Origin of the sequence: Legionella lytica (assembly GCF_023921225.1) — a bacterium.
Classification (GTDB): Bacteria; Pseudomonadota; Gammaproteobacteria; order Legionellales; family Legionellaceae; genus Legionella; species Legionella lytica.
The window spans coordinates 1,010,625-1,036,184 of sequence record NZ_CP071527.1 but is presented as its reverse complement, the minus strand read 5'-3'; the positions used below and the strand labels follow the sequence as shown (position 1 = coordinate 1,036,184).

Here is a 25,560-nt window from a genome sequence, read left to right as displayed (position 1 = left end):
GACGGCTTGTCGTTACATGATGTAAGCATTTTTAATACAAGGAGTTTAATTATGCCAAAAGATAAATTTGGTACGGCATCTCAGCCCCCGATCAGTTCTCAAGAAGAAACCACCAAGAAAAAACAAAAAATAAAAGAGCCACACAATAATGCTACCCCACCCCCATCCGGCAGCCCATCCACTGATTTCACTGCAGAGGATTTTGTTTTTCTGAATGATAATGAGCATGCCCGTTATGCACCAAATAGTAAAAAAGTAGGACATGCTGTTATTGTAGAACAAGGCCATCAAACAATTGCACTGCAGTACGGACTACCCTCCTCAACCAAAGATAAAGCACCGACTGTCCGCCCATTAGAAGATATCGAAGCAATAGAACCATTCCATGGAATGCATCGTTATCGTGCCCATACGCCACAAGGCACCTCTATGTATTCTAAACGCATTATTTCTGGCACAGTTGGTGAACAAGATAATGAAAATCCTATTCAAATAGCTTGTTTTTCCCCTGGACCACAAGAAGGGAAACCACCCTTTTGGGGCTCAACAAGACAAACACCTTTATTTCGCACGGATCTTTCTGAAACTGTGAGAAAAGATTTAGAAAAAGAACTCAAAGAAATCAAACCAGTCACTAAAGGTGGCGAGGCATTAAGGGTTGAGCATGCTTCTGTACCACGACGGGATCAGTACAAAACAAGAAATCCTGATCAAAATACCGTTATGGGTGAATCAGCTCGTGATGCTTATGAAAACTTCTTTAACAACATGGTTGATGAACTCCATCCCGAAATGAAGGAGCGCTTAAAACGTGCTTTTTCTGCGGATCTAAAAGACGCTTTTCATAAAAATAGCTATCGCCCGGAATGGTTACATGCCAAAGGCTGGTCATTAATGCCTATGAGCATCGATCCACAAACTAAAGACAATTTAGGCGCAGGACCTAAATGGGCTAATACGCAAATGATGATTTTAGAGCGGATTATTAAATGGTTTGCTCTTCACGCGCCTGAATCACTATTAAGTATCAAACCTAAATTTGACATGCTGCTTGATTCAGAATTAATTAAGCACATTGATTTCAAAGTTAAAATTCAAATAAAAGAACGCTTTGTGGAATTGACTCAATCAATCGATCCTTTCCTGGCATATCCAATGTTTCCGAAAGCATCTGATCTAGCTCAAGGTACTGGAATAACTCATAGTATCCTGCACCATCACGCTCCAACCAGTGAGCAAGTGGTAAAAAGAACGCCAAGAATGTCGACAAGAAACCGCCCTCAAAAAGAGGAGCAAGCAAGTTCTTCCGTATCAATTTTAACCCAGGCGCGGATGGATGAATCCAGCGGTTCAGTAACCAAAACAAAACCCAAATCCGCTACCAGCAGTCGTCAACTAGCAAATAGCTCTGATACAGAAGATGATTTGATTAGTATTCCCCAGATAAAACGTCCCAAAGCACGTCCTGAAAGCTCGCAGCAAAAAATCCCCCTTTTAAGTGCGAGCAAAGGCAATCGCAAAAAAAGAAAGCATGAAGACGAGGTTACAGAAGAAGAGGCCGCAGCTTCTCCAAGCACCAAAAAGTCCAAATACCCTACGAATCACAAGCATGACAAATCAGTAACCCAAATTTTTACTGAGTTTTTTGTGCCCGATTATGATAATCCTTGGTTAGGCCCAAAATCAGCCTCATGCTCAGGTTCAGGTTTCGTTGTTGAACGCTTTGGGAAAAAATACGTTTTGACCAATGCTCATGTAGCTGAGAATGCGACTTATATGCAATTACGTTTAGGTAATAGCCATAAAAAATATGAGGCAAAACTTGTAGGTAGCCTTCCAGGCTATCAATGTGACTTAGCCCTATTGTCGGTTGCTGATCCAGAATTTCAAGCATCTATAGTTCCTGTTGAATTTGGCGAAATGGTTAAATTACAACAAAAAATAACCGTTATTGGTTATCCAATGGGCGGCACCGAACTGTCTATCTCCAAAGGAATTGTTTCACGTATTCAAGTTGATAGTTATTCGATGAGCGACCAACGTTTATTGCAGGCACAAGTTGATGCAGCAGTGAATCCTGGGAACAGCGGTGGACCAGTTTTTTCTGATGGCAAGGTTGTCGGTGTTGCGTTTCAAGGCTATGGTGGTCATCAAGGGTTAAGTTATATTATTCCTGTGCCAATCATAAAACATTTCCTCGATGAAGTATTAAGCAATAAAGAGTATCGTGGCTTTCCCACTATACCGATGATTACCGAAGAGCTTGAAAATGCCAACGAGCGCGCATACTACAAAATGGCGAAAAGAACAGGGGTGCGTATCACTAATATTGATAATTTATCTGATGCTTATGGTAAATTAAAAAGAGATGATATTTTACTTGCCATTGATGGTTTACCTATTTCGAATGAAGGTACAGTAGATATTCCTGGAATCGGAAATTGTATTGATTTTTGTCATGTAACTCAGTCAAAGTTTATTGGTGACACAGTTATGCTGAGGGTATTACGCAAAAACCAAATAAATAACCGCACCGAAGAATTAGATATTGAAGTTGTTTTAGATACTATTTTGGGTGATACCGAAAAAGTCTCTGTTGAAGAACACGACAAAATGCCAACTTATTATATTAATTCTGGAATTTGCTTTGTTCCCTTAACCCGAAATTACATGAACGGAGAAGGGTTTGCTTTTGAAGACATGCATTTAGTTGAGGAAAATTGCTCATTGCCTGATGCTCCGAAAAAAAGCCCAAATGAACAAATAATCGTTATCAATACCATCCTGAAATGTAATGAAACCCAAGGCTACGAGAAGCATATTCAGGCGATTGTTAAAGAGATTAATGGTAAACCAATTAACAACATCCATGATGTTCTTCTGGCTATGGGGCAACATCAAGGAGAGCAACACGTCATTACTCTCGGTTCAAAATCTAAAATTGTCATCCCGAATATGTCTGCTCAAGAACATGCTCGGCTACTAAAACGTCATCATATTTCTCATGATCGCTCTGTAGATTTAGTTGCAGCTCAAGACATAAGAGCTTCAGCTGAAGAAGTAGCAATACCAAAAGATAATTTGATGCGTTCTCCAGTCCCACAAAAGTTTTTTCCTCATGGCTTGCTTGGAAAACCAGAAAAAAAACATGTGGACCTGCGTACTCCTAGTCGACGCATACTTGCCGAGTCATCATCGGATGAATCAGAACAGGATGAGGATGATCTATTTAGTGCAGGCATAACCCCTGGTATGCGAAGTTACATGCAAAAAATTCAAGAGATGAGCGAGCGTTATAAAGATGCTTCTGATCTCGATGAAGAAGAAATAGACAGCGAAGAATTTGAGGCTAGCTCTGATGACCTCAGTGAGCTTTCAGATCAGTCAAGTCAGAGTGCTACGTATGAAGCAAGCAATGAGGACACTGATAGTATAACTCAAGAGGATGAAATCGAATCCGATGAAGAAGAGATAGCAATTGAGGAAGTGAAGCCACCGCGACGAGCCCCAACAGGTCCGCGCCGCCATGTATTTTTCCAATCAACATCTATGGATGTGGATCCTCCCCCCGCAAAAACAAGTCACAATTTCTTTTTAAAATAATCATCCTATATCATGCGCCATGGTTTACAACCTGGCGCCTTTTTTATCTGGAGAAAAAGTAATGCCCCACACGATTAAAGAAATAAAGCATTTTCGTGATGCCTTAAAAACAGTTCATTTTAACAGCTGGTTAGTTTTAGATTTAGATAACACCGTTATGAAACCTCGCCTGTCCTTAGGAGGTGATGCCTGGTTTGAGGGATTATTTACGCATTGCCTACAACATAATATTGCACCAACAATTTATCAAATCGCCCTACTCTCCGTTTATAATGCGGTGCAAAATTTTGTGCGTACGTCTGCTGTAGAATCAAATATAGTTCTTATCATTAAAGCCCTGCAAGATATTGGGATACCCGTAATTGGATTAACAGCTCGTGGGTATTCCATCAGTCAACAAACGATAAGACAGCTTGCCGACGTAGGAGTAGATTTCTCTCAAAATAGTATTATTCCGGATAATCATTCTTCTTGCCAAGGCGGTATCATCTTTTGTGATGGCAAAGATAAAGGTGAAAAATTAAAAGAGATTATTACTCAGCTGGAATGTATTCCTGGCCATGTCGCGATGATTGATGATAAAAAGAAACACTTAGAACGAATGCAGCTCACTTTAGAATCTTTAAAAATCCCTTTTAGTGGTTTTCGTTATAGTTATCTTGATGAAGAAGTGCAGCAATTTGATATGGAGCAGGCAAATATACAACTAACACATTTATGGGACCGGCTATCGCCTGCGGTGAAAAAAAATGTGATGGCTCTGGAGCTATTGTCTGATGAGCCGCATAATACTGCAAGTTCCTCAGACTACGAAGGTAATTTTTTTCAACTACCACATTCTTTGCCAGTAGTTATATTACCTCCTGAATTAGATGCTCAGCCCCTTACCCAACAAGCCACATCAATGATACGTTCACCAAAGTTTTTTTATAAGAAAAATCAAGATGATGTGATTGTGTTAGAAGGAATGGAGGAGCCTCCACTTATCCCCCGCAACCATTAAGTTATGGGTTTCAGCCCCAGACCCAACAAGACATCGAATCACACTATAATTTACTGTTGGGTCAGCGCCCCAACCATGAGCTATTCATCTTTAATAGTCAAATAAATAAGCACACCAAGAATCATCATAAAAATATGAAAGGCACTACTAATAGCCCCACTTACAACAGGGGACATCATCATTCACCTGTACATTTCGAGCAAAACGCAACAATACGTGATTAGCGCGCACTGATGCTTGATGTACCGCCGCCTCAGGGCTGATTAAACCAGCAAACATCGCTTCCAAGACCTCGTCGTTAATACTGCGAATTTGATTTTGTGGGCCGAGATACTTTAGTGGTTTTTCTTGTATGCTGCTGTTTAAATCTGCTTGCGCCAATACCAAATTGGGATGCTGACTAGCCTTCACAATATCCGCATACTGACCTTGTAGGCCTAAGGGCAAATAACCGGTGTGCTCATGCCAACGCTGCTGGTTTTGGGGCTGGGCAATAAATGCAAAGAATTGGGCTATTCCCTTATAATTTACTTCATCTTGCCCAGCTACAACCCATAAAGCAGCCCCACCTGCGACATTCGCATGCCGTACCTTACTAATTTGGGTATCCAATGGCATGGTCGCCACTCCTAGGCGAAAAGGCACTAAGGCAGCAAGACTATTATAAGCTCCAGAGGATTGACTAAATAATGGACAAATATTGCTGGTAAATAAAATGGTGGCATCATCTACCCGCCCAGCATAACGAAAATAACGTTGCGAATGCCAGCGCTGCAAACGTTTAAAATGACTAACTAATTGAGGCGTATTAAAAACTGCCGTCTGTGGTTTCCCTTGAGTTAGTGGTAGACCGTGAATTGCTAAAAACGACTCGAAAAGTACCCAACCAGGATAAGCCGTAGTATAGGTGCAATCATAACCAACCTTTTTAAGCTTTTGGGCTAATACTTCCATTTCCTCCCAAGTCTGAGGAAAATTACTGTGGCTATACCCCGCTTTAGCCAGAGCATCCGCATTATAGTACATGGTCGGTACGGAAAGGTTAAAAGGCAAAGCCTGCAACGTTCCATTTTTACTGTAAAACTCACGAATTGAAGGAATAAAATCGTCTTTAGGCAAACTCATTCCCTGTTCCTGCATTAAGGCATCAACAGGCTTAATCGCTCCCTGAGTTGAATGCATGATTGCCGTACCCACCTCAAAAATTTGTACGATTGCCGGTGGTTGATGAGCCCTAAATGCGGCCGCAAAACTCGTTAATGTTTCAACATAATTACCTTTATAAACAGGCTTAATAATATACTGCGTTTGACTCTTATTAAAATCATCAGCAAGCAACTTAACCTCATCGCCTAAATGCCCAGCCATACCATGCCACAGCAGCAGCTCAACAGGTTTTGCGTGCAGGGTTAAGGTGCAAAAGAATGCCAATAAACCAATGAGCAATTTATTCATGCTAAAAGATCTGGGTAATCACTAAAAATAGCATCAACGCCCCACTTGAATAATTTATTTGCTTGGCGTTTACGGTTTACCGTATAAGCACATACAACATATCCTTGCTCTTTAACGGCGTTCACTCGATCGGCAGTTAATATTTTCCGATTAAAATGAATTGAAAAACACTCTAATTGTTTCGCTTTTTGCAACCACTGCTCATCCCATTCGTGAAAGAGCAATCCTAAAGGCATTTCTGGCGCTAAATTACGGCACATCACTAAGGCATCCCAGGAAAAGCTGGAAATCAATGGTAAAGCTCTTCCTTCCGGCCAGTATCGATTGATATGAGTCAGCACCGTCACTGCGGTTTGCTCATCAGTTCCCGGGTAAGGTTTAATTTCTATATTCGCCTGTACATCTGAGCTGACCAACCATTCCAAAACCGCTTGAAAATGAGGGATCGGCTCTCCTTTGTATTGTCGAGAAAACCAGGAGCCGGCATCTAGAGAACTTAAATAATCAGCGTTAACCCCCCCGATGTCACCGCGCCCATTAGTTGTTCTTTTTAACTTATCATCATGGAATATAAATGGCTCACCATCCTCGCTGCACATAACATCAAATTCAATGAAGCGACAGCCCATTTCCAATGCTTTGTTAAATGCAGCCAAGGTGTTTTCAGGGGCATATGCCGATGCGCCGCGATGGCCAATAACTTGTTCAACAACCAAGAGATTTACTCCTCATTCTTAAATAATCACTCTTAGAAGGTCGAATTACCGCGGCTTAATATATAAGCGTTAACTCAACCTCTAAGGCTTTCGATTTGATGCTGCTTCAACCACAGCAGTCAACGTAAGCTCATTACTTACTGACACTTCAGGCATAGGCGCAGCAGCTCCTACAGCCATCATGGTATTTTCTTTATAAGCTCTTAGTGGTTGTACTGGAGCACGATCACCAGAAACAAAAACTAAATTGCTCACACTGTAGTTTTGTGTGGGGTATACCTTGTTCAATCGCCCTAGCTCATCATTCACTTGCTGATACAATTGCTCGCGCACTTTAACCAAAACGGCCTGAACCTCTTCCAGGCTAGGCTTAAACTCCACATTAGCAATCTCATATTTAGCACCAGGAACACTTACTGATTTGGCATTTTGATAAATAGCCGTTAATGCCGTTTGGTTCACCCGAGCCTGGGCTTGAACATAGAGCTTTTCCAATCCTGAACTATCCTGTGAACGTTCAAAGGCTGTTAAATGCCAATCTCCCGCGGCGATCTTACCTAATCGCTCCATAATGTCAGCGCGAGCTTTTACCAAATCCGCGCTCGACAAAGTAACATTAATGTTAACGCCCAATAATGCCGATTGAGTCGTCACCCATTGCTTTGCCGAAACTTGAAAAAGAACCTTATCGAGAACCATCTGAGGCGGAAACACTGCATCTGCTGCAAAAGCAAATGGAGTAATTGCCATCAAAGCAAGTACCTTAGCAACTGCCTGTCGCATAATCTTCTCCAAATTTAATAAATGTAGAACTCAAGTTAGTTTATACCAGCAACTCATCAGAAACCAAATTATCATTGATTTAATTTTTAAATAGGACTATAACTTTGCAAAAAAATATTCGTCACAGGAGTATAGGTAATGATGTCTGTTGAAAATATAAGCACTGACAGCTCAGCACGAGCTGATGATGATTTTCTTGAATACGCCCTAGCACACGGGTTTGGTGATTTGCATTTTAAAGTAGACCCGGAAACCGGCATGAAAGCGATCATTGCCATACATAACACCAAATTAGGCCCTGCTTTAGGTGGTTGTCGTTTTATAGAATATCCTAGCACTGCCGCTGCTCTTAACGATGCAATGCGCCTTGCTCGTGGCATGAGTTATAAAGCGGCTTCAGTGAATTTACCTTTAGGTGGTGGTAAATCAGTAATTATCAAACCACGTGGGTCCTTTGACCGTGCTGGTTACATGCATAAATTTGGCCAATTTGTTAACGAGTTAAATGGTCGTTATATCACTGCTCTAGATAGTGGTACGCTCTTAAGCGATATGGACATTATTGGCGAACATACCAGTCATGTTGCTAGTTTATCTAAGTATGATGGCGATCCATCTCCTTCAACTGCACGTGGAATTTTACGTGGTATCCAAGCAGCTGTTGCGTATAAGCTAGGCAAAGATAATCTTAAGGGTGTTCATGTTGCCATTCAAGGCTTAGGCCATGTGGGTTATCTACTGGCTCAACATTTACATGAGTTAGGCGCAACCCTAACTGTTGCTGATATTTCTCCTGCCGCAGTAGAAAAAGCAATTAAAGAATTCGGTGCTAAACCTGTAACAACTGAAGAAATTCACAAGGTTCCTTGTGATGTATTTGCTCCCTGTGCTTTAGGTGCAATACTCAATGATATTACTATTCCTCAGTTGCAAACGACCATTGTCGCTGGTGCAGCAAATAACCAACTTGCTCATACTTATCATGGTAAAATATTACATGAAAAAGGAATCCTCTTAGCAGTAGATTACGTAATTAATGCCGGCGGATTAATTTTCGCAGCATCTAAATATCTGCATACTCCTGAGAGTAAAATCAATGAGCAAATCGATAACATTCGTGAACATTTAACTGAAATTTTTGCTCGTTCAGCAAAAGAAAATGTACCCACAAATGAAATTGCCGATGCGATGGCTCAAGAGAAGTTAGCATAATGAAACAATTAAGCCTGACTCCAGAGCTTTATGACTACATTTTGGATAAATCATTGCGCGAGCATCCTACCTTGGAACGCTTGCGCAAGGACACGTCCTTAATGGAACTGGCAAACATGCAAGTTGCGCCAGAACAAGCGCAATTCATGCAGTTTCTCTTACGCACCATCGGTGCCAAAAATGTATTAGAACTAGGTACATTCACGGGCTATAGCGCCTTGGCCATGGCTCTAGCTCTGCCTGAGAATGGTCGCTTAATCACCTGTGATATTAGTGCCCAGTGGACTAAAAAAGCTCATCTTTTTTGGGAAGAAGCGAAGCAAGGTCAAAAGATTGAACTACGTATTGCCCCCGCTCTAGATTCGCTCCATGCACTCATTGACGAAGGTTGGGAACAAAAATTTGATTTTATCTTTATTGATGCAGATAAAACCAACTACGTTCAATACTATGAATTGGCATTAAAGCTGATCCAGCCTAAAGGCATCATTGCTATTGATAATGTGCTTTGGGATGGTAAAGTAATCGATGAGCAAGACAGCAACGGCCAAACCCGAGAAATAAAAAAACTTAATGATTTAATTAAAAATGACCAGCGGGTATTTACGAGCATGCTCCCCATAGCCGATGGATTGTTTTTAGTGCACTTAGTATAGGCTTAAGTTTGCTAACTTAAGCCCAAGCCGAATAAGGAAATTTATAAAGGAGTATAACGAATGCAAACAAATGAGAACCCATGTGGATTAGATGGCTTTGCTTTTTTAGAGTTCTCAGGACCAGACAAAAAACGCCTGCATCAACAATTTCTTGATATGGGCTTTCAAATTACCGCAACCCATAAAAATCAAGACGTTGCCTTATTCCAACAAGGGCAAATTCAATTCATAGTCAATGCAACAACACACAGCCAAGCAGCCGTTCATGCAGCCACTCATGGCCCTGGAGCTTGTGCAATGGGATTTAAAGTACGTGATGCTAAAGCTGCTTTTGCGCATGCCATTAAACATGGGGCAACTGCTTTTGAAGATTGTGAGCATGCTCATCATGGCTTACCAGCAATTCAAGCGATTGGCGGGAGCGTAATTTATTTTGTTGATGACCAGCATCAACCTTTTGCCCAACACTGGACAAATAAATCGGATGCTCCTGTGGGCAATGGTCTTTTACTGATTGATCATCTAACTCACAACGTCTTTCGCGGTAATATGGATAAATGGGCTGATTTCTATGAGCGGATTTTTAATTTCCAGGAAATCCGTTATTTTAATATCAAAGGCAAAATGACTGGTTTGCTTAGCCGTGCCTTAGGTAGCCCCTGTGGGAAAATTAAGATTCCTCTCAATGAATCCAAAGATGACGTATCGCAAATTGAAGAGTTCCTCCATGAGTATCATGGCGAAGGCATACAACATATGGCCTTAACTACGGACGATATTTATCACACCGTGCATAGTCTAAGAGAGCAAGGGGTTCAATTTCTTGATGTTCCAGACACCTATTATGAAATGCTGCAAGATCGTCTCCCATGGCATCAAGAACCAGTAAAACAACTGCACCAGGAAAAAATATTGATTGATGGTGAAACGGATCCCAAACATGGTTTATTACTGCAAATCTTTACTGAAAATATTTTTGGCCCAGTATTTTTTGAAATTATTCAACGTAAAGGCAATCAAGGATTTGGGGAAGGGAACTTTCAGGCGTTATTTGAAGCAATTGAACGTGACCAAATCAAACGTGGTACTTTAAAAGAAGTTCAGTAGGAATCTTTATGAAACTAGCGACGTTAAAATCAGCCTCTTCACGAGATGGTGAATTATGTGTGGTCAATCAAGCATTGACCCACGCCATACGCGTTCCGCACATTGCTGCGAATATGCAATATGCTCTGGATCATTGGCAGCAGGTTGAACCTGAATTGCAAAAAATATATGGGCAGTTAAACGAACAGGGATTGGATGATGCCTTTGCATTCGATCCCCAACAATGCACCTCTCCCTTACCACGTGCGTATCAGTGGGCTGATGGGAGCGCCTACGTGAATCATGTTGAATTAGTCCGCAAAGCTCGCGGCGCAGAAATGCCCGAAGATTTTTGGACGAACCCCTTGATGTATCAAGGTGGCTCAGATACGTTCCTTGGGCCTAGAGATCCAATCCTGGCCGCGGATGAAGCCTATGGAATCGATTTTGAAGCAGAAGTAGCCGTAATTACCAATGATGTACCAATGGGTATCGATGCTGAGGATGCTGGCAAACATATTAAATTACTCATGTTAGTTAACGATGTTTCTTTGCGTAATTTAATCCCCGAAGAACTTGCAAAAGGCTTTGGTTTTTTCCAATCCAAACCTTCAAGTAGTTTTTCGCCAGTAGCCATTACTCCTGATGAGCTTGCTCATGCTTGGGATGGTCAACGAGTACACCTACCTCTTATCAGTCACTTAAATGGCAGACTCTTTGGCCAGCCTGATGCAGGTATCGACATGACCTTTTCATTTACTGAATTAGTCCAACATGCGGCAAAAACCAGAGCTTTAGGTGCCGGAACCATTATTGGTTCAGGAACCGTATCCAATCTGGATCGCAGTAAAGGGTCTTCCTGTATTGCAGAAAAAAGAATGTTAGAAATCATCGAGGAAGGCAAAGCAAAAACTCCATTTATGCATTTTGGAGATACGATTCGCATTGAAATGCTAGATAAACAGGGCAAGAGTCTTTTTGGTGCCATCGAACAAACCGTGAAGCAGGGGTAAGCCAAAATCATGATGAAACTTTACGATTACTTTCGTTCTACCGCTAGCTATCGTGTACGTATTGCGATGAATTTTAAAGGCATCAATTATGAAAAGATTGGCGTGCATTTAGTTAATAATGGCGGTGAACAACATCGCCCCGAATATCGCAGGGTCAATCCACAGGGACTGGTACCTTGTTTGGAAGTTGAGGGAGAAACGATTAATCAATCCCTGGCCATCATTGAGTATTTAGACGAAATTCACCCAACCCCAGCCTTACTGCCCCACGAGCCCATTGCCAAAGCCACCGTGCGTTCGCTGGCATTAATGATCGTTTGTGACATGCACCCATTAAATAATTTACGGGTGTTAAATCAGTTGAAAGCGGAATTTAATGCCAATGAATCTCAAGTTACCGCATGGTATCATCATTGGTTAAAAAAGGGATTCGATGCACTTGAAGCGAAGCTACACACCATCGAGCGTACGCAACCATTTTGTATGGGAGATAACGCATCAATGGCCGATCTTTGTCTTATTCCCCAGGTCTTTAATGCGAAGCGTTTTAATTTTGCCTTAGATGATTATCCATTAATCCGTGAAATTGATGCTCATTGTTTAACATTAAAAGCCTTTCAGGATGCCGCTCCGAAAGAAGCGTAGACTAGGCTGTTAAGCCAAGCATCGGGTGTAGGAAGAACAATGTTGCTGGGCTTAACAGCCCAGCCTACGTTCTTATACCAAACTATTTAAAACCACGCCTTCTTTAACTCGGACGTGACCACACCCTCAGGTGTTTTTTCCAACATACTCCAAGTGGTTTTGCAACGCTGCAAATACCCTAACAATAGGTTTTCATTAGCACAGCGATAACGCACCGGCATTTCTTCATAAACCTCGCTGGAATAAACCGCTAAACAGCGTTCACCGTTAACTAATTCTATTCCCCAAGGATAAGTCCGCGACATATCAAGCGTCTCATTTTGCGCATTGTTTAAAGGAATAGCGACATTAATTTGCACGCTATCTCCAACCCAAGGTGATTGCGGACATAAAGCCTCTTTGCGATTCGTTCCGGCTTTAACAAAACAAGGATCAAAAGTTCTGCCCTCTGCTTCACAACGCCAGGCATCTTCACGCACAATAATACGTGATTGGGACAGACAGCGCCCTGCTAAAGTTTGTTTTACGATTGGCATTACTTGACCGGTAGCATCACCATAAGGTCTGTATAGTTTCAATACAGTATCTTTAGCCTGCACCAAAGTCGAGCAACAAAATAATAAGGCAAATAAAACTCTTTGCTTCATAATGCTCCCTCACCGATTTTATTTAGTGTATCATCGCATATTATGTTCAATTACAGGAATAAAAAATGGCAGAAGTTTTTACCATCAAAGAATGTTTAGATGGTGCAGTCAACGTAGATGAGCAAGTTACTGTAAGAGGTTGGGTTAAAACCCGTCGCGATTCAAAAGCAGGTTTATCCTTCATTAGCTTACATGATGGCTCTTGTTTTGCGCCGATTCAAATTGTAGCTACTGATGCGCTGTCAAATTATCAGGATGAAATTACCAAACTTAATGCGGGTTGCTCCATCATTGCTCGCGGAAAATTAGTTGCCTCTCAAGGTAAAGGTCAATCCTTTGAAATTCAAGCTGAGCATATTACTGTTGTTGGCTGGGTCGAAAACCCAGATACTTATCCTATTCAGGCCAAACGTCATACTCTGGAATTCTTGCGTGAAGTAGCTCACTTACGCCCTCGTACCAATACCATTAGTGCTGTGACACGTATTCGTCATTGCTTGTCCCAGGCAGTGCATCGCTTTTTCCATGAACAAGGCTATTTTTGGATTCATACCCCCATTATTACCTCAAGCGATTGTGAAGGCGCGGGAGAAATGTTCCGTGTATCGACTTTAGACTTAGTAAATCCACCTAAAAACGCTCAAGGTCAGATTGATTACAGCAAAGATTTCTTTGGTAAAGAGTCGTTCTTAACCGTATCAGGGCAATTGAACTTGGAAGCATATTGCTTAGCAATGTCGAAAGTATATACCTTTGGCCCAACCTTCCGCGCGGAAAACTCCAACACCAGCCGTCACTTAGCTGAGTTTTGGATGATTGAGCCTGAAGTCGCTTTTGCAACCCTTCATGATATTTGTGATCTAAGTCAAAATATGCTGCGCTATTTATGCAAAGTGGTATTGGATGAGCGTCTTGATGATATGGAGTTTTTCAACCAATTCGTGTCCCCTGGATGCATAGAACGTCTTGAGCACATCGTTAACTCTGATTTCGAAGTAATGACTTATACGGATGCAATTAAAGTTCTAGAAAACTCAGGACAGAAATTTGAGTTCCCAGTCAGTTGGGGGCTTGATTTGCAATCTGAGCATGAGCGCTATTTAGCTGAAGTTCACTGCAAAAAGCCAGTAATTTTGACCAACTACCCACAAGAAATAAAAAGCTTCTACATGCGCCTTAATGATGACGGTAAAACAGTTGCCGCAATGGATGTGTTAGCTCCTGGAATCGGGGAAATTATTGGTGGAAGTCAACGTGAAGACCGTCTAGAGATTTTTGACCGACGTCTTGAAGAGTGTAACCTCAATAAAGAAAGCTATCAGTGGTACCGAGATCTACGCCGTTATGGCAGCGTTCCCCATGCTGGCTTTGGCTTAGGTTTTGAGCGCTTAGTTAGCTATGTAACTGGTTTAGCGAACGTGCGTGATGTAATTCCATTCCCTCGTACACCAGGACACGCTGATTATTAAGATCTAAGTGTATGTAACCCGTATTATGACTTCGTCTAAGACGGGTTACAGTTTTTACCTCTCCCTAAAAAGGGCTTCTAAGACTGCATTCGGGTTCTGGCGAATTAACTGGAGCAGGAGGCACTCTTTTCTGCGATAAAAAACCATATGTTGATGATTTCGCTGGAGCGGGTACTACAGCACCAAAATCCATCAAATCATACTGCGCGCGATCAAATCCCTCTGATACAGGACGTTTCCGTTGTGCTCCATTCAATGTAATATTGCGTAACTTCTCGCTTTTTGCTTTTCCATCGTTAAGACCCATATTGATTACTCCCTATCGATTAAAAATATATTAACTAGATAACGTCCCCTCTCCCAAAACTAGCACTCTATCCATACGGTGTGCTAATTGTTGATCATGCGTCACAATAACCAGGGCGGTATTCATTTCTTTATTTAAATCCAACATCAAATCAAAAACTTTGGTCGCTGTTGCCTGATCCAAATTACCTGTAGGTTCATCCGCCAATACACAATAAGGTTGATGAACCAATGCACGTGCAATAGCCACGCGTTGGCGCTCCCCACCAGACAGTTGCGACGGCTTATGTTCTTTTCTGGCACCAAGGCCTACGGCCTCAAGAATCGCAGTTGCTTTGTCTTGAGCTTCACTGATAGAGCTATTCGCCAATAATAATGGCATACATACATTTTCAAGTGCGGTAAATTCGGGTAGCAAATGATGGAACTGATAAATAAACCCTAAACCTTTGTTGCGTAATTGGCAGCGTCTCTTTTCACTAATCTTCTGCCAATCCACGTTGTTAACCACCACCTCACCACTGCTGGGCTTATCCAAGCCGCCTAATAAATGCAAAAGCGTACTCTTCCCTGAACCTGATGGGCCAATAATAGCCAACCGCTCACCGCGGGCAATGGAAATATCTATTCCTCGCAATACCTCTACTTTCGAAGCGCCATCATTATAGGATTTATAAAGTTGCTTACTGCTTAAAATAATATCACTCATAATGTAAAGCCTCCGCAATTACCGTTTTTGAAGCACGCCAGGCCGGATAAATAGTTGCCAAGAAACTCATTAATAATGCCATAACACACACTTTCCAAATGTCGCTAAACATAATTTTCGAGGGTAGGTAATCCACAAAATAAATGCTGGATGACAAGACTTTAACATGGAACCAGGTTTGTAAATGATTCACAATAGTAGTGGCATTCTCAGCCAAGAGCAGACCACCAATTAAACCCAAAATCGTTCCCACCACACCTACCATCATCCCTTGTACGATGAATGTCCAAAGTATTGTTGAGGGTGTTGCTCCAATTGTCCTTAAAATAGCAATTTCCGCTTGCTTGTCATTCACTACCATCACTAAGGACGATACTAAATTAAACGCAGCTACCGCAATAATCAGCAATAAGATCATAAACATCATGGTTTTTTCCATCTTCACTGCTTCGAAAAATGCACCATACTGTTCCGTCCAATTCCCCGCCTGGTACTCATCACCTAATAAATGAGATAAGCGCATAGATAACTCAGGAGCCTGATACACGTTATTAATCTTCATTTTCAGGCCAGTAACATCATCACCCATTTGAAAAAGCTTTTGCGCATCCTCCATATTGATGAAGGCTAAACGAGTATCAAAATTAAACCCAGAACCAGCGGAAAAGACGCCAACAACCGTAAATCGTTTAAAGCGAGGAATCATACCTGTTGGATTCACTGTTGCTTGAGGAATCATCACCGTCACTTTATCCCCAATCATGGCCCCCATGGTATCCGCAATATTCTTACCTAAGATGATGCCAAAATGGTTTAAGTTTTCAACGCTACCACCTAACAGCTTATCCTTTAAATGGGTAATCTTCTCTTCTACAGAAGGAAGTACGCCAGTTAATACAATCGGTAAAACTTGGCCATCATGGACTAACAGGCCTTGACCACCCACATAGGGTGCAACCGCTTTAATTTCAGGAATAGCTCGGATTTTTTCCTCAACGGCTGGCCAATTACTTAAACGCTCATTAGGACCAGTTACGGTAATTTCAGGAGCCATACCAAAAAAACGGTTGTGTATTTGCTCATCAAAACCATTCATTACAGATAATACCGTAACCAGCACCATTACCCCGATGCCAATACCCAGCATTGAACTTAAAGAAATAAATGAGACGAAGTGATTTTTCTTTCGAGAACGCGTGTAGCGCAACCCCATAAACAGGGCTAGTGGTTTAAACATAATTGCTTGAATTTTAGTTAAAGACTTATTGTAGAGAAAAACACCGCCCAGCGATATAGTTAATACCCCATCCCAAATTAATTATTTCATTATCAGCTAACTCACATACTTATCCACAGAATTTGTGGATATCTCTAGCTCATATTGGCAATAGAGACATATATTTTTCTATTTAGCAGTATTAATTTAATAAACTAACAGGTATTCTGCACAAACTAGAAGCACTCATCCAATAAGGTAAAGTGAATGAATTTTAGTTCATGGTATTTTCCATCGTTAATTGCCCTATTCCTCTACGGAGCTTGGGGATATTGTGGAACGAGAGCATCCAATTTTATTAGCCCACTTTCAATTACCTTTTACTCCAGTCTTGGAGTGCTTATTTCAGGAATTATTGCCCTAATACTGCTTGGGTTTCGACCTGATTTACATGCTAAAGGTGGACTCTACGGACTACTTAATGGCTTAGCGAGTGGCATTGCGTGTATTTTTTTCATTTTAGCATTACGAAATGGGCCAACCATGCCGGTGGTTTTAGTCACCTCCATGTACCCAATGATCACACTTATACTGTGTATGGTGTTCCTAAAACAAAGTTTAACCTTAAAACAGGTATTGGGCATGGGCTTTGCCATTGTTGCCTTAATTTTGTTTGCTACCGAATAAATTGGAAGTCGTTATGAAAGCCTATTTTTTCCTCTTAACCTTAATCTGCTGTGGCCTTGCTCAAGCAAAACCGATCCTTGCCTTTGAACGTGCGGGCTCTATTTGGACGGCAAATCTTGATGGTAGTAATGCAAAAAAAGTTGCTGAGGGTTATGTGCCGGAAGTATCCCCTGATGGAAAATACATTGCCTACAATATAATGGATAATAACCATGCAACAAATCGCTATCTGGTATTATTGGCACTTGAGTCTGGAAAAATCTCTCGCTTAAAAAATATCCCATCCCAAAATAACTTTAATCCCGTGTGGTCTCCTGACAGTAAAAAGCTATTGTTTAACACCTTTATTAACAATGAATGGCATTTAGGGCTAATCAATAGCGATGGCAGTGGATATCGTACAGTTAAAAATACTAAGAATGAATACAGGCCTACTTGGGCTAATAATGGAACCTCTTTTTTTAGCCATGATCTGGATTCAATTTACTGGCTGGATTTAGACGGTAGGCTCATCAAAAAATGGAAGATTGATACAATTATTCCGAAAGGAGGTATGAGCAGTGCTTCTCGACTGAATGTTTCACCCAATGGAAACATGCTGATTATGGATGTCGACATGGACGAGCCATCTCCTGTAAAAGATTGGATGGGACCGCCCTCAGCCTTATGGACCTTCGATTTTGATTCCGGTAAAGCTACGCGTATTAGTCCTAAAGGCACGCTTGCCTGGAGCCCTTTTTGGATTAATTCTGACGAGTTTGTGTTTATTGAGGAAGCGGCTAAGTCTTCTGTATTGTATCGTGGATTACTAAAAAAACCTTCGCGTTTATTCTTATTAAAGGATGTACAAACTCCTAGTGTTTCAAGATAAATAACGTTTTTTCATAGCAGGCTCCATTCCAAAAATAAAAGAATTCTCTCCCCTACACCAACTGCCTATCCAACAGCTCAACCTTTATCGGATTTAATTGCTCAAGTTGAACATCATGATGCGTTGTTAATAGAACACCGCAATAAGCCGCCTTTTCTGCCAGCAACGAGAATAACACCTGCTGTGATTTCTTATCTAAACCATTTAAAGGCTCATCTAAAATGATGAAATCAGGCGTCCCTATCAGTGCAGAACTTAAAATGAATTTCTTTTTCGTACCATACGACATATCAGAAATTTTAGTATATGCGTGCGCTTGTAACTCAAACTGTTCAAGGAGCTGATTAATTTCCGCCGTATTTTTTGTTCTTACTGTGGCAAGCCAAGACAAAAACTCATGTCCTGTTAAAAAAGGATAAATAGGTAAATCATCTGGTACATAAAACAATCTTTTTGCATTAACACTATGATCTCTTATGGCGTAGTTATTATTCAGCACTACTGTACCAGAATCAGGAGAATCCAAGCCTACAATTAAACGTAACAAGGTAGATTTTCCCACACCATTTTGCCCAGTAAGATGATACACCTGTTGATGAAAGGTATAAGATAAGTCAGTAAACAAAACCTTCTTAGCGAAAGATTTATTAATCTTCTGAAGTTGAATGCTACGTTGCAAAATAAGCCCCCAAAACCTTATATTGGACCACGCCACTACCCAAAGTACTAAGCAACGAGGAAAATAAACAAAAACGTAATGATAGGGCATAAAGACTTCGATTAATTATTAAACCAATAGCGCTCATCATCAAAATAGCCCAAAGCAAGAAAATATAGTTTTTAAAACTAAAGAGGGAAAACAAAAAAATAGGAAACAAAATAACACTCAATAATATAAAAATAATGCTTATTTCCTTTACATAGTTCACTTTCCACTGATAAGGAAAAACCTGATGAAATAAGGAGTAATCTAGTTTTCCCTTTTCAAAAAGAATAAAAAGTGTCGATAAAATATAAGTTTGCAAGCTCACCAAGACAAGAACGATCGCATCACGATTCTCTAGCTCTTCCTGAGAAGAAAATACTTGAATAAGCAATCCTGATACCGCGAAACACAGAATTAGTCGTGTGATAAGGGCTCTTTTACTTTCTCTTAAAACGGCTAATTGCATCAGGAAAACACTCATACCCTTATAGTTATTCAATACCAGAAGAGAACCTGTTTTAAAATTTTTTTTGGCTACAAAAGGTTGCACGGTCCAAATAATTAATCCGCTTAGAAATACTACAAAACAGCTCACACTATAATTTACAAGCCAACTCCCCTGCATCGAACTGTAAACAACGAATATCAATACTGAAAACAATAAAATACCATTCGCTATTTTTTGATAAAGACAATTCCATAATAAAGTAATTATTGCCAATAAAGTAGAAGCATAAAGGCTGTATTGAGATGAAACAAACCATGGCCCTTTAGAATGGTGAAGAATGTTTGCGGCCCCAAAGAAAACAGCCAACCAAACAATATTTAACGACACTAAAAGAAGAATAAAATCTGCTTTTTTATAAACACGAGAAGGTATATACAAAGTATGCAAATATTCCCTGAATTCCCCTCCTTTTATAAAGGGTAATTGGGTTTTAGTCATAGCCAACAAAAATAGTAACAACGAGACTAAATAAATAAGTTTCTCTTTTAAGGTAATCGATGGATCAATAAGAGCATAGAATGGCATACCTAGTGCTTGAATATGCTCTACTCCAGGTGCCAATAAGCAAATGATAAAGACAGACAATAACTTGTGCCGAGCAAGAAACTCCTTCGTTTCAGTAAAGTAATACTTTAAACGAAACTTGAGAAAATGCTGCTCAAAAACATCCCTATCTACCTGAGTTAATTCAAACATATAAAGGTATCCACATTACCAAATTTTATGGAGTATTAAGAAAATGAAGAAAAAATCACTGAGCATCTATGCGTTAGTGCGTTTGCGTAGCCGGTTACAAGCACCTAATGGCACTACTTCAAAGATTGCTTACCAAATAATACCTTCGAATTACCGCGTCATACCACGGTAATTCAGCCTTCCATTCCTCAGGCACCAAAAAGGCATCTAAACTCGTTATAGACCTAATTACGACATAATATTTTTTAATGGGAAACTTTCGCTAACCACGCTAACTGCTTTTTTAAAAACAGAAAACACCTGTTCTTCCCTATTTTCAGTTATGCTGCCCTCAATAATAAGTTTTGTAAGTTCAACGGCAATCTGCATTTGATTATTACAGGCAGCAATTGTATCTCTCATTACGTCAACCATCATATCTTCGCTATACCCCTCTTCCTCAAAAAGCGACATAAAATCCATTTCATCTTCTTGATTTTCAACTTGTTTCTTAGTCATATTTCTTCTCACTACACTCACCACCTGTCAAAAGGATGGAAGTTAATCATTTAACTATATAAAAGCAAGAGGAATATAGTGAGCATGCACAGAATAAAATTCCACCTGGGTATTATTGCTTATAACTTGTAGGTTGGTGCTGAGTGCAACGAAGCCCAGCATGGTGGTAATATGGACGCTCCGTTGTTGGGCTTCGTTGCACTCAGCACCAACCTACAGCGATATAAAAAATCCTGACTAATTAGCAATATACGTGAACGTCTAAGAAATTTATAAATAAATATGAATGAAGTTTAAGAGATATCTTTGAATATGAATTTTGAACAAGTAATTCGAGAAAGAAGATTTGGTGCCAGAGCCGGAATCGAACTTTGTTATAACTTTATGATTTTAAATAATATAAACAATAAGGACTCGAATCTTACCCAACGTGCTGTGTGATAACTGATTTGAATGATTGCAAAAAGATACGAATTAAATTAAATATCTTAGCCTGAGTATTTTTTACGTATTACATCATTTGGATTTATAATCTATCCTCCTTAGTCTTTTTAAAACAAATAGAGATATTAATGAAATCAGTCTGTGTTTATCTAGGTGCTAACTCTGGCAATAATAACCAATTTAGTGAAGCAGTAGTTTTATTAGCGAAAGAATTAGCCGCTATGGGGCTTACTCTGATATATGGTGGTTCAAGCTTAGGAATGATGGGGCTTTTAGCTACTACCGTTAAAGAACATGGTGGAAAAACAATCGGCATAATAACCAAAAATCTTATTGAGAAAGAAAAGCCTTTAGACCTATTAGATGAATTACATATTGTCGATACGATGCAAGAAAGAAAAAGAATGATGCAACAAATGGCCGATGTTTTTATTGTTATGCCAGGTGGCCTTGGTACGCTAGAAGAGGCATTTGAGACGTGGAATGCAATAAAAATTGGGGAAATTAAGAAAAGTATTGGATTTTTGAATATAAATGGATATTTCGATGGATTATTCTCATTTATAGGAACCTGTGAGCAAAACGGGTTATTATTGAAAAAAGACGCGAATATCCCTATAGTGCAGCCAAACGTTCCTTCGCTTCTAGCTCAAATTATTCCTCCTTCAAAAGAAGTAATTGAAGTAACAAATCCATCAATAGATATGGGGCAGCCACAGTTTATTTAAGGATTAAGCATGTCTGGAATTAATCTGGAAAAACATTTTTCTCTCAGCAGCAGTAGTTTGGTAAAGGATATTTGCGATCCTTTATTGCAGTCGATAACATATTTTAATTACATTAAAATATGCAATAATGACTGTTCAAGAGAGCTATTAACTAATAATGCCGATTGGATAAATCATTTTTATAAAAATGGTCTTTATAATTCTGTTGGCACCATAGATATAGAACATTTACTTCCTACAGGCTATTTTCTCTGGTCTGAAATGGATGAAAAAGATCCAATTTATCTTCAAGGGCGAGATTTTTTTAATATAGATAATGGCATTAGTTTCGTTCGCACTGGAAACGAAAAATGTAGGCTTTATTGAGTTTTTTCTTGTTGGGCCTAAGTTCTAACACTAATCCATTATGATCAGCGTGGCGTTTTCAGCGTCTATCTTTAAAGATCTGATTTGAGTATCTGATAAAATTGTAATCACCTCAACGAAGCAGTGACCTTGGAGAGAAGAAGTAAAAAAGTTTACCCAAGATCTTACCCAAAGTATGCACAGTTAAATACGAAGATTAACGAATCGTTGAGAAAAATTTTAGAGAGAAAAGTCAGTGTTACTCTATTATTTATCAATCAGTCAGTTACGTACTAATTTTAACTCTTGAGAACAATTAGAAAATATGTGATTGGTGCCCAGGGCCGGAATCGAACCGGCATGGTGTTACCACCGAGGGATTTTAAGTCCCTTGCGTCTACCTGTTTCGCCACCTGGGCTTTTCTTCTTATTTGGAGGCTGAGGCCGGAATCGAACCGGCGTCCACGGCTTTGCAGGCCGCTGCATAACCACTCTGCCACACAGCCAACTGATACTGCAACGCAGGTACCATTTGTATGCTGCTCTAAAAAAAAAGCGACTGTGTCGTCGCTTAATTTGGAGCGGGAAACGAGACTCGAACTCGCGACCCCAACCTTGGCAAGGTTGTGCTCTACCAACTGAGCTATTCCCGCGTCTCCATGGGTGTGCATTCTACAGGATTATCATGACCTGTCAACAATAAATTTAACTTTTTTTCGATAATTCTGGCCATGCTATAGAGAGGTAAATAACCATAGACCAAATCGTTAAAATTGCGGCCACGTATAGCAAAATAAAGCCAAAAATGCCCCACCAGGAGTTTACTGGATTAAATGCTAATAACAGAAACAAAGCTGCCATTTGTAAAAATGTTTTTACTTTTCCAACATAGCCAACCGCAACACTGGCTCGCTTACCAATTTCTGCCATCCATTCTCTTAATGCTGAAATTACAATTTCTCGACCTACAATGATAATTGCCGGAATAGTAATGTAATTAAGATCCTTTACCCCCACTAAAAGCAATAAACTGGTCGAAACCAAAAGTTTATCGGCCACCGGATCTAAAAACGCTCCCAGGGGAGACATCATGTGTAACTTACGTGCCAAATAACCATCGAGCCAATCCGTAAAACTGGCCGCAGCAAAAATACCTGCAGATACAGCGCCCGCCCATTTAACAGGCAAATAAAAAATAACAATTAATACCGGAATCAATACGATACGAAGCAAGGTTAATAAATTAGGTATAGTCAATGTACTCAATGCTTAATACTCCCTTTGCAGACATAATCCCAACAAACATCCGCAGATGTTCTGAGGATAATATTAACGAAAAATTGTAATGCTCTCTTACATGAATAGAGCGCATGGTAAACCGGGAGCCAGATAGGAATTAGGCCTCACCCCGTATTCACTGCCATCAACTTAAGGATTATGTAGGTTGGGCCCATGGCGCAACAAGGCATCTAACCACGCATGAACTTAATGTTGGGCTATAAGCTCAACCTACACGTCATTACAAATTTCCTTAACTTGATGGCGGTGTCAATCATCTTTAACTTACGGACAATAGCCTAAATAATCCGTTATATCTTATAAATGTAAATAGTCAGCAAGCAATTTATAATCATCAAAAACAGCCAAAGCACCTGCTGCTTTTAATGCGCTTTCTTGTTGATGATAAAAATCGACGCCGATGGCATTAACCTGGATGCTGTTTGCCATTTCTATGTCGGTAACGGAATCACCGATCATTAATGTCGTCGCGATACGTCCATCCATTTCATCAATAATTTCTTCAAGCATCTGTGGGTGCGGTTTCGCAGGCACCTGTCCTGCTGAACGTGTAACCTTAATGAACTCATCAAGGCCGGTAGTCTGTAACGCCCGAGTTAATGACTGGTGCCCCTTATTCGTGGCTACGGCCATCTTTATATGAGCATCATGTAGTTGATGAATAAATTCGCGGACTCCAGGAATTAAAAAAACCTCAAGTGAACGAGTGTGCATTGAACGATGCACCGCATGGATTAACTGCTCATGTTCTAAAGCAGACAAATGCGGGTATGCTTTTATTAATGCGCGCTCTAAGCCCAGGTCCACATGTTTTCTTGCTTCTTCAGGTTCAAAAGTACCAAAACCGAGTAAATCTGCTTCTACAGCAACAGTATGAAATACTGCGCCTAAAGTGTCTGCAATAGTGCCTTCCCAATCAAACACTACCAAATCATAAAGATTGCTCATTGCTCACTACACTCCTCGCACGCAATTGTTTTAGTGTGTTAGAAAAGACTTCATCTGCATCAGCTTGAAAGAAATGTTTAGTCCCATTCAATTCAAATTGGATAGAACGTGCATGCAAATAAAGACGATGATGTCGATTATCTATGCCTTCTACTTCTCCTGCAACAGATCCATATTTTTCATCACCAACAATAACATGCCCTAAATGTGCACTATGAACTCGAATTTGGTGAGTACGCCCCGTTTTAGGGCTTGCCTCAACCCAACATGCCTGTTGGTAATTCTCAAGTAATTTAAATCCGGTTTCTGAAGCTTTGCCCTCATCAGTGACGGACACCACACGCTCACCAGATTTCAAAGTATTTTTTTCTAAGGCTGCGTGAACGGTTAATTGTTTTTTTCCTTCCCAGCGATGCGTTAATAGGGCCCAATAGGTTTTTTGCACTTCACGAGCTTCCAGCAAAGCATGCATTGCTCTTAAAGTGCTTCTCTTTTTAGCCAGCAAAAGACAGCCTGAGGTCTCTCTATCTAAACGATGGATTAATTCCAAATAAGCCAGATCTGGTCTAGTTTTTCTTAATGCTTCAATAACACCTAAACTTAAACCACTGCCGCCATGCACTGCTATCCCCGAAGGTTTATTTATGACTAAAAAACAGGCATCTTCAAAAATAACGCATTCTTTAAGGCGTTTTGCCATGGCATCACCAACAAATACTTCTTTTGATTCTGAAATACGAATTGGTGGAATACGAACCATATCTCCGGCATGCAAGCGAGAACTAACCTGCGCTCTCTTCTTATTAACACGAACCTCACCACCCCGAATAATTCGGTAAATGTGGCTTTTAGGTACGCCCTTTAAAATTCGGATTAAGTAATTATCCAGACGTTGTCCTTCTTCTTCATTACTTATTTCTCTATAACTTACTTCATTCATTGTCAATAAACCTGTTTTCTGGGCGTGTTTTTTTTGATATGATCGCCTGTAGCGTGGAAATGATTCCATGCAACCGAATTATAACGCATAAATATAAAAAAAGCGTAACTATTTACCGCACTACCAGGGTATCTGTTTATAACTCGCTATTCCAGGCCATTTTTGGCTAAGAAGGTGAACTTATCAGCAGGCCCAATTTTGAGTCTGCAAACACAGCGCAGCACAAGGATAACAGGGTATAAGGCAACTAGTTACAGAAAAATCGCGCTTCCATTTAAGCTTAGAGATATAAGGAAGCGAACCAATATGCCAGAGACAAATTGATCACATACTTGACAGAAACCTACGCATGCCAGACATGCTTTATACCG

At 40.3% G+C, this 25,560-nt stretch carries 25 protein-coding genes and 3 tRNA genes; 12 read left to right on the top strand and 16 right to left on the bottom strand.

Annotation, left to right across the window (positions count from 1 at the left end; genetic code table 11):
• Nucleotides 1-51 precede the first annotated feature (51 nt).
• Nucleotides 52-3,603 (top strand): S1C family serine protease, encoded by a 3,552-nt coding sequence (locus tag J2N86_RS04665; RefSeq protein ID WP_252581208.1) that lies wholly within the window; start codon nucleotides 52-54, stop codon nucleotides 3,601-3,603.
• A gap of 61 nt (nucleotides 3,604-3,664) precedes the next feature.
• Entirely contained in the window at nucleotides 3,665-4,606 is a 942-nt protein-coding gene (locus tag J2N86_RS04660) for a DUF2608 domain-containing protein (protein WP_252581207.1), read from the top strand.
• Nucleotides 4,607-4,753: 147 nt separating this feature from the next.
• Here J2N86_RS04660 and J2N86_RS04655 read toward each other — a convergent pair whose 3' ends face one another.
• From J2N86_RS04655 to J2N86_RS04645, 3 genes are all read right to left on the bottom strand, one after another.
• The gene (locus tag J2N86_RS04655; RefSeq protein ID WP_252581206.1) at nucleotides 4,754-6,061 is read right to left on the bottom strand and encodes an extracellular solute-binding protein; all 1,308 of its coding nucleotides are present in this window, start codon (nucleotides 6,059-6,061) and stop codon (nucleotides 4,754-4,756) included.
• Nucleotides 6,058-6,777, bottom strand: a complete 720-nt coding sequence (ugpQ, locus tag J2N86_RS04650) for a glycerophosphodiester phosphodiesterase (RefSeq protein WP_252581205.1) — start codon at nucleotides 6,775-6,777, stop codon at nucleotides 6,058-6,060. Before ugpQ ends, J2N86_RS04655 begins: the two co-directional genes overlap by 4 nt.
• Before the next feature lie 81 nt (nucleotides 6,778-6,858).
• Nucleotides 6,859-7,560, bottom strand: a complete 702-nt coding sequence (locus J2N86_RS04645) for a hypothetical protein (RefSeq protein WP_252581204.1) — start codon at nucleotides 7,558-7,560, stop codon at nucleotides 6,859-6,861.
• A gap of 138 nt (nucleotides 7,561-7,698) precedes the next feature.
• Between J2N86_RS04645 and J2N86_RS04640 the strand changes: the two genes are divergently transcribed.
• Genes J2N86_RS04640 through maiA form a run of 5 tightly spaced genes read left to right on the top strand, consistent with a single transcriptional unit; the run spans nucleotide 7,699 to nucleotide 12,172 of the window.
• Entirely contained in the window at nucleotides 7,699-8,772 is a 1,074-nt protein-coding gene (locus J2N86_RS04640) for a Leu/Phe/Val dehydrogenase (protein ID WP_252581203.1), read from the top strand.
• A complete protein-coding gene (locus tag J2N86_RS04635) occupies nucleotides 8,772-9,428 on the top strand; it encodes an O-methyltransferase (RefSeq protein ID WP_252581202.1) in 657 nt (218 codons plus the stop codon). Before J2N86_RS04640 ends, J2N86_RS04635 begins: the two co-directional genes overlap by 1 nt.
• Before the next feature lie 60 nt (nucleotides 9,429-9,488).
• Nucleotides 9,489-10,535 (top strand): 4-hydroxyphenylpyruvate dioxygenase, encoded by a 1,047-nt coding sequence (hppD, locus tag J2N86_RS04630; RefSeq protein ID WP_252581201.1) that lies wholly within the window; start codon nucleotides 9,489-9,491, stop codon nucleotides 10,533-10,535.
• An 8-nt stretch (nucleotides 10,536-10,543) separates the two neighbouring features.
• The gene (locus J2N86_RS04625; RefSeq protein WP_252581200.1) at nucleotides 10,544-11,527 is read left to right on the top strand and encodes a fumarylacetoacetate hydrolase family protein; all 984 of its coding nucleotides are present in this window, start codon (nucleotides 10,544-10,546) and stop codon (nucleotides 11,525-11,527) included.
• 12 nt (nucleotides 11,528-11,539) lie between these two features.
• Complete coding sequence (gene maiA / locus J2N86_RS04620) at nucleotides 11,540-12,172, top strand: maleylacetoacetate isomerase (RefSeq protein WP_252582364.1); 633 nt, start codon at nucleotides 11,540-11,542, stop codon at nucleotides 12,170-12,172.
• An 86-nt stretch (nucleotides 12,173-12,258) separates the two neighbouring features.
• Here maiA and J2N86_RS04615 read toward each other — a convergent pair whose 3' ends face one another.
• Entirely contained in the window at nucleotides 12,259-12,819 is a 561-nt protein-coding gene (locus J2N86_RS04615; protein WP_252581199.1) for a hypothetical protein, read from the bottom strand.
• Nucleotides 12,820-12,884: 65 nt separating this feature from the next.
• Here J2N86_RS04615 and asnS point away from each other — a divergent pair, with 65 nt between their 5' ends.
• Nucleotides 12,885-14,288: an asparagine--tRNA ligase gene (gene asnS, locus J2N86_RS04610; protein WP_252581198.1), complete on the top strand. Its 1,404-nt coding sequence runs from the start codon at nucleotides 12,885-12,887 to the stop codon at nucleotides 14,286-14,288.
• Between the two features lie 64 nt (nucleotides 14,289-14,352).
• Here asnS and J2N86_RS04605 read toward each other — a convergent pair whose 3' ends face one another.
• From J2N86_RS04605 to J2N86_RS04595, 3 genes are read right to left on the bottom strand one after another with little or no spacing between them, the layout of a single operon-like run.
• Nucleotides 14,353-14,595, bottom strand: a complete 243-nt coding sequence (locus J2N86_RS04605) for a hypothetical protein (RefSeq protein WP_252581197.1) — start codon at nucleotides 14,593-14,595, stop codon at nucleotides 14,353-14,355.
• Nucleotides 14,596-14,625: 30 nt separating this feature from the next.
• Nucleotides 14,626-15,303 (bottom strand): lipoprotein-releasing ABC transporter ATP-binding protein LolD, encoded by a 678-nt coding sequence (gene lolD / locus J2N86_RS04600; RefSeq protein WP_252581196.1) that lies wholly within the window; start codon nucleotides 15,301-15,303, stop codon nucleotides 14,626-14,628.
• Nucleotides 15,296-16,540 (bottom strand): lipoprotein-releasing ABC transporter permease subunit, encoded by a 1,245-nt coding sequence (locus tag J2N86_RS04595; protein ID WP_252581195.1) that lies wholly within the window; start codon nucleotides 16,538-16,540, stop codon nucleotides 15,296-15,298. Before J2N86_RS04595 ends, lolD begins: the two co-directional genes overlap by 8 nt.
• Nucleotides 16,541-16,786: 246 nt before the next feature.
• Between J2N86_RS04595 and J2N86_RS04590 the strand changes: the two genes are divergently transcribed.
• A complete protein-coding gene (locus J2N86_RS04590; protein ID WP_252581194.1) occupies nucleotides 16,787-17,206 on the top strand; it encodes an EamA family transporter in 420 nt (139 codons plus the stop codon).
• A gap of 13 nt (nucleotides 17,207-17,219) precedes the next feature.
• Nucleotides 17,220-18,077 carry a TolB family protein gene (locus J2N86_RS04585; protein ID WP_252581193.1) on the top strand — a complete coding sequence of 286 codons (858 nt, stop codon included), beginning with the start codon at nucleotides 17,220-17,222 and terminating at the stop codon, nucleotides 18,075-18,077.
• A 52-nt stretch (nucleotides 18,078-18,129) separates the two neighbouring features.
• Here J2N86_RS04585 and J2N86_RS04580 read toward each other — a convergent pair whose 3' ends face one another.
• The 3 genes from J2N86_RS04580 to J2N86_RS04570 form a co-directional block, all read right to left on the bottom strand.
• Entirely contained in the window at nucleotides 18,130-18,756 is a 627-nt protein-coding gene (locus J2N86_RS04580) for an ABC transporter ATP-binding protein (protein ID WP_252581192.1), read from the bottom strand.
• Complete coding sequence (locus J2N86_RS04575) at nucleotides 18,746-19,987, bottom strand: DUF6136 family protein (RefSeq protein WP_252581191.1); 1,242 nt, start codon at nucleotides 19,985-19,987, stop codon at nucleotides 18,746-18,748. Before J2N86_RS04575 ends, J2N86_RS04580 begins: the two co-directional genes overlap by 11 nt.
• A gap of 228 nt (nucleotides 19,988-20,215) precedes the next feature.
• The gene (locus tag J2N86_RS04570) at nucleotides 20,216-20,485 is read right to left on the bottom strand and encodes a hypothetical protein (protein WP_252581190.1); all 270 of its coding nucleotides are present in this window, start codon (nucleotides 20,483-20,485) and stop codon (nucleotides 20,216-20,218) included.
• A gap of 572 nt (nucleotides 20,486-21,057) precedes the next feature.
• Between J2N86_RS04570 and J2N86_RS04565 the strand changes: the two genes are divergently transcribed.
• Both J2N86_RS04565 and J2N86_RS04560 read left to right on the top strand, forming a co-directional pair.
• The gene (locus tag J2N86_RS04565) at nucleotides 21,058-21,657 is read left to right on the top strand and encodes an LOG family protein (protein ID WP_252581189.1); all 600 of its coding nucleotides are present in this window, start codon (nucleotides 21,058-21,060) and stop codon (nucleotides 21,655-21,657) included.
• A gap of 9 nt (nucleotides 21,658-21,666) precedes the next feature.
• Nucleotides 21,667-22,023, top strand: coding sequence for a hypothetical protein (locus tag J2N86_RS04560; protein ID WP_252581188.1), 357 nt, complete (start codon nucleotides 21,667-21,669; stop codon nucleotides 22,021-22,023).
• Between the two features lie 311 nt (nucleotides 22,024-22,334).
• Here J2N86_RS04560 and J2N86_RS04555 read toward each other — a convergent pair.
• From J2N86_RS04555 to J2N86_RS04530, 6 genes are all read right to left on the bottom strand, one after another.
• Nucleotides 22,335-22,421, bottom strand: a tRNA-Leu gene (locus J2N86_RS04555).
• 13 nt (nucleotides 22,422-22,434) lie between these two features.
• Nucleotides 22,435-22,508 (bottom strand) — tRNA-Cys (locus J2N86_RS04550).
• Between the two features lie 71 nt (nucleotides 22,509-22,579).
• A tRNA-Gly gene (locus J2N86_RS04545) sits at nucleotides 22,580-22,655 on the bottom strand.
• Nucleotides 22,656-22,707: 52 nt separating this feature from the next.
• The gene (gene pgsA / locus J2N86_RS04540; protein ID WP_252581187.1) at nucleotides 22,708-23,268 is read right to left on the bottom strand and encodes a CDP-diacylglycerol--glycerol-3-phosphate 3-phosphatidyltransferase; all 561 of its coding nucleotides are present in this window, start codon (nucleotides 23,266-23,268) and stop codon (nucleotides 22,708-22,710) included.
• Nucleotides 23,269-23,598: 330 nt separating this feature from the next.
• The gene (locus J2N86_RS04535; RefSeq protein WP_252581186.1) at nucleotides 23,599-24,249 is read right to left on the bottom strand and encodes an HAD family hydrolase; all 651 of its coding nucleotides are present in this window, start codon (nucleotides 24,247-24,249) and stop codon (nucleotides 23,599-23,601) included.
• Nucleotides 24,233-25,189, bottom strand: coding sequence for an RluA family pseudouridine synthase (locus J2N86_RS04530; RefSeq protein WP_252581185.1), 957 nt, complete (start codon nucleotides 25,187-25,189; stop codon nucleotides 24,233-24,235). Before J2N86_RS04530 ends, J2N86_RS04535 begins: the two co-directional genes overlap by 17 nt.
• Nucleotides 25,190-25,560 lie beyond the last annotated feature (371 nt).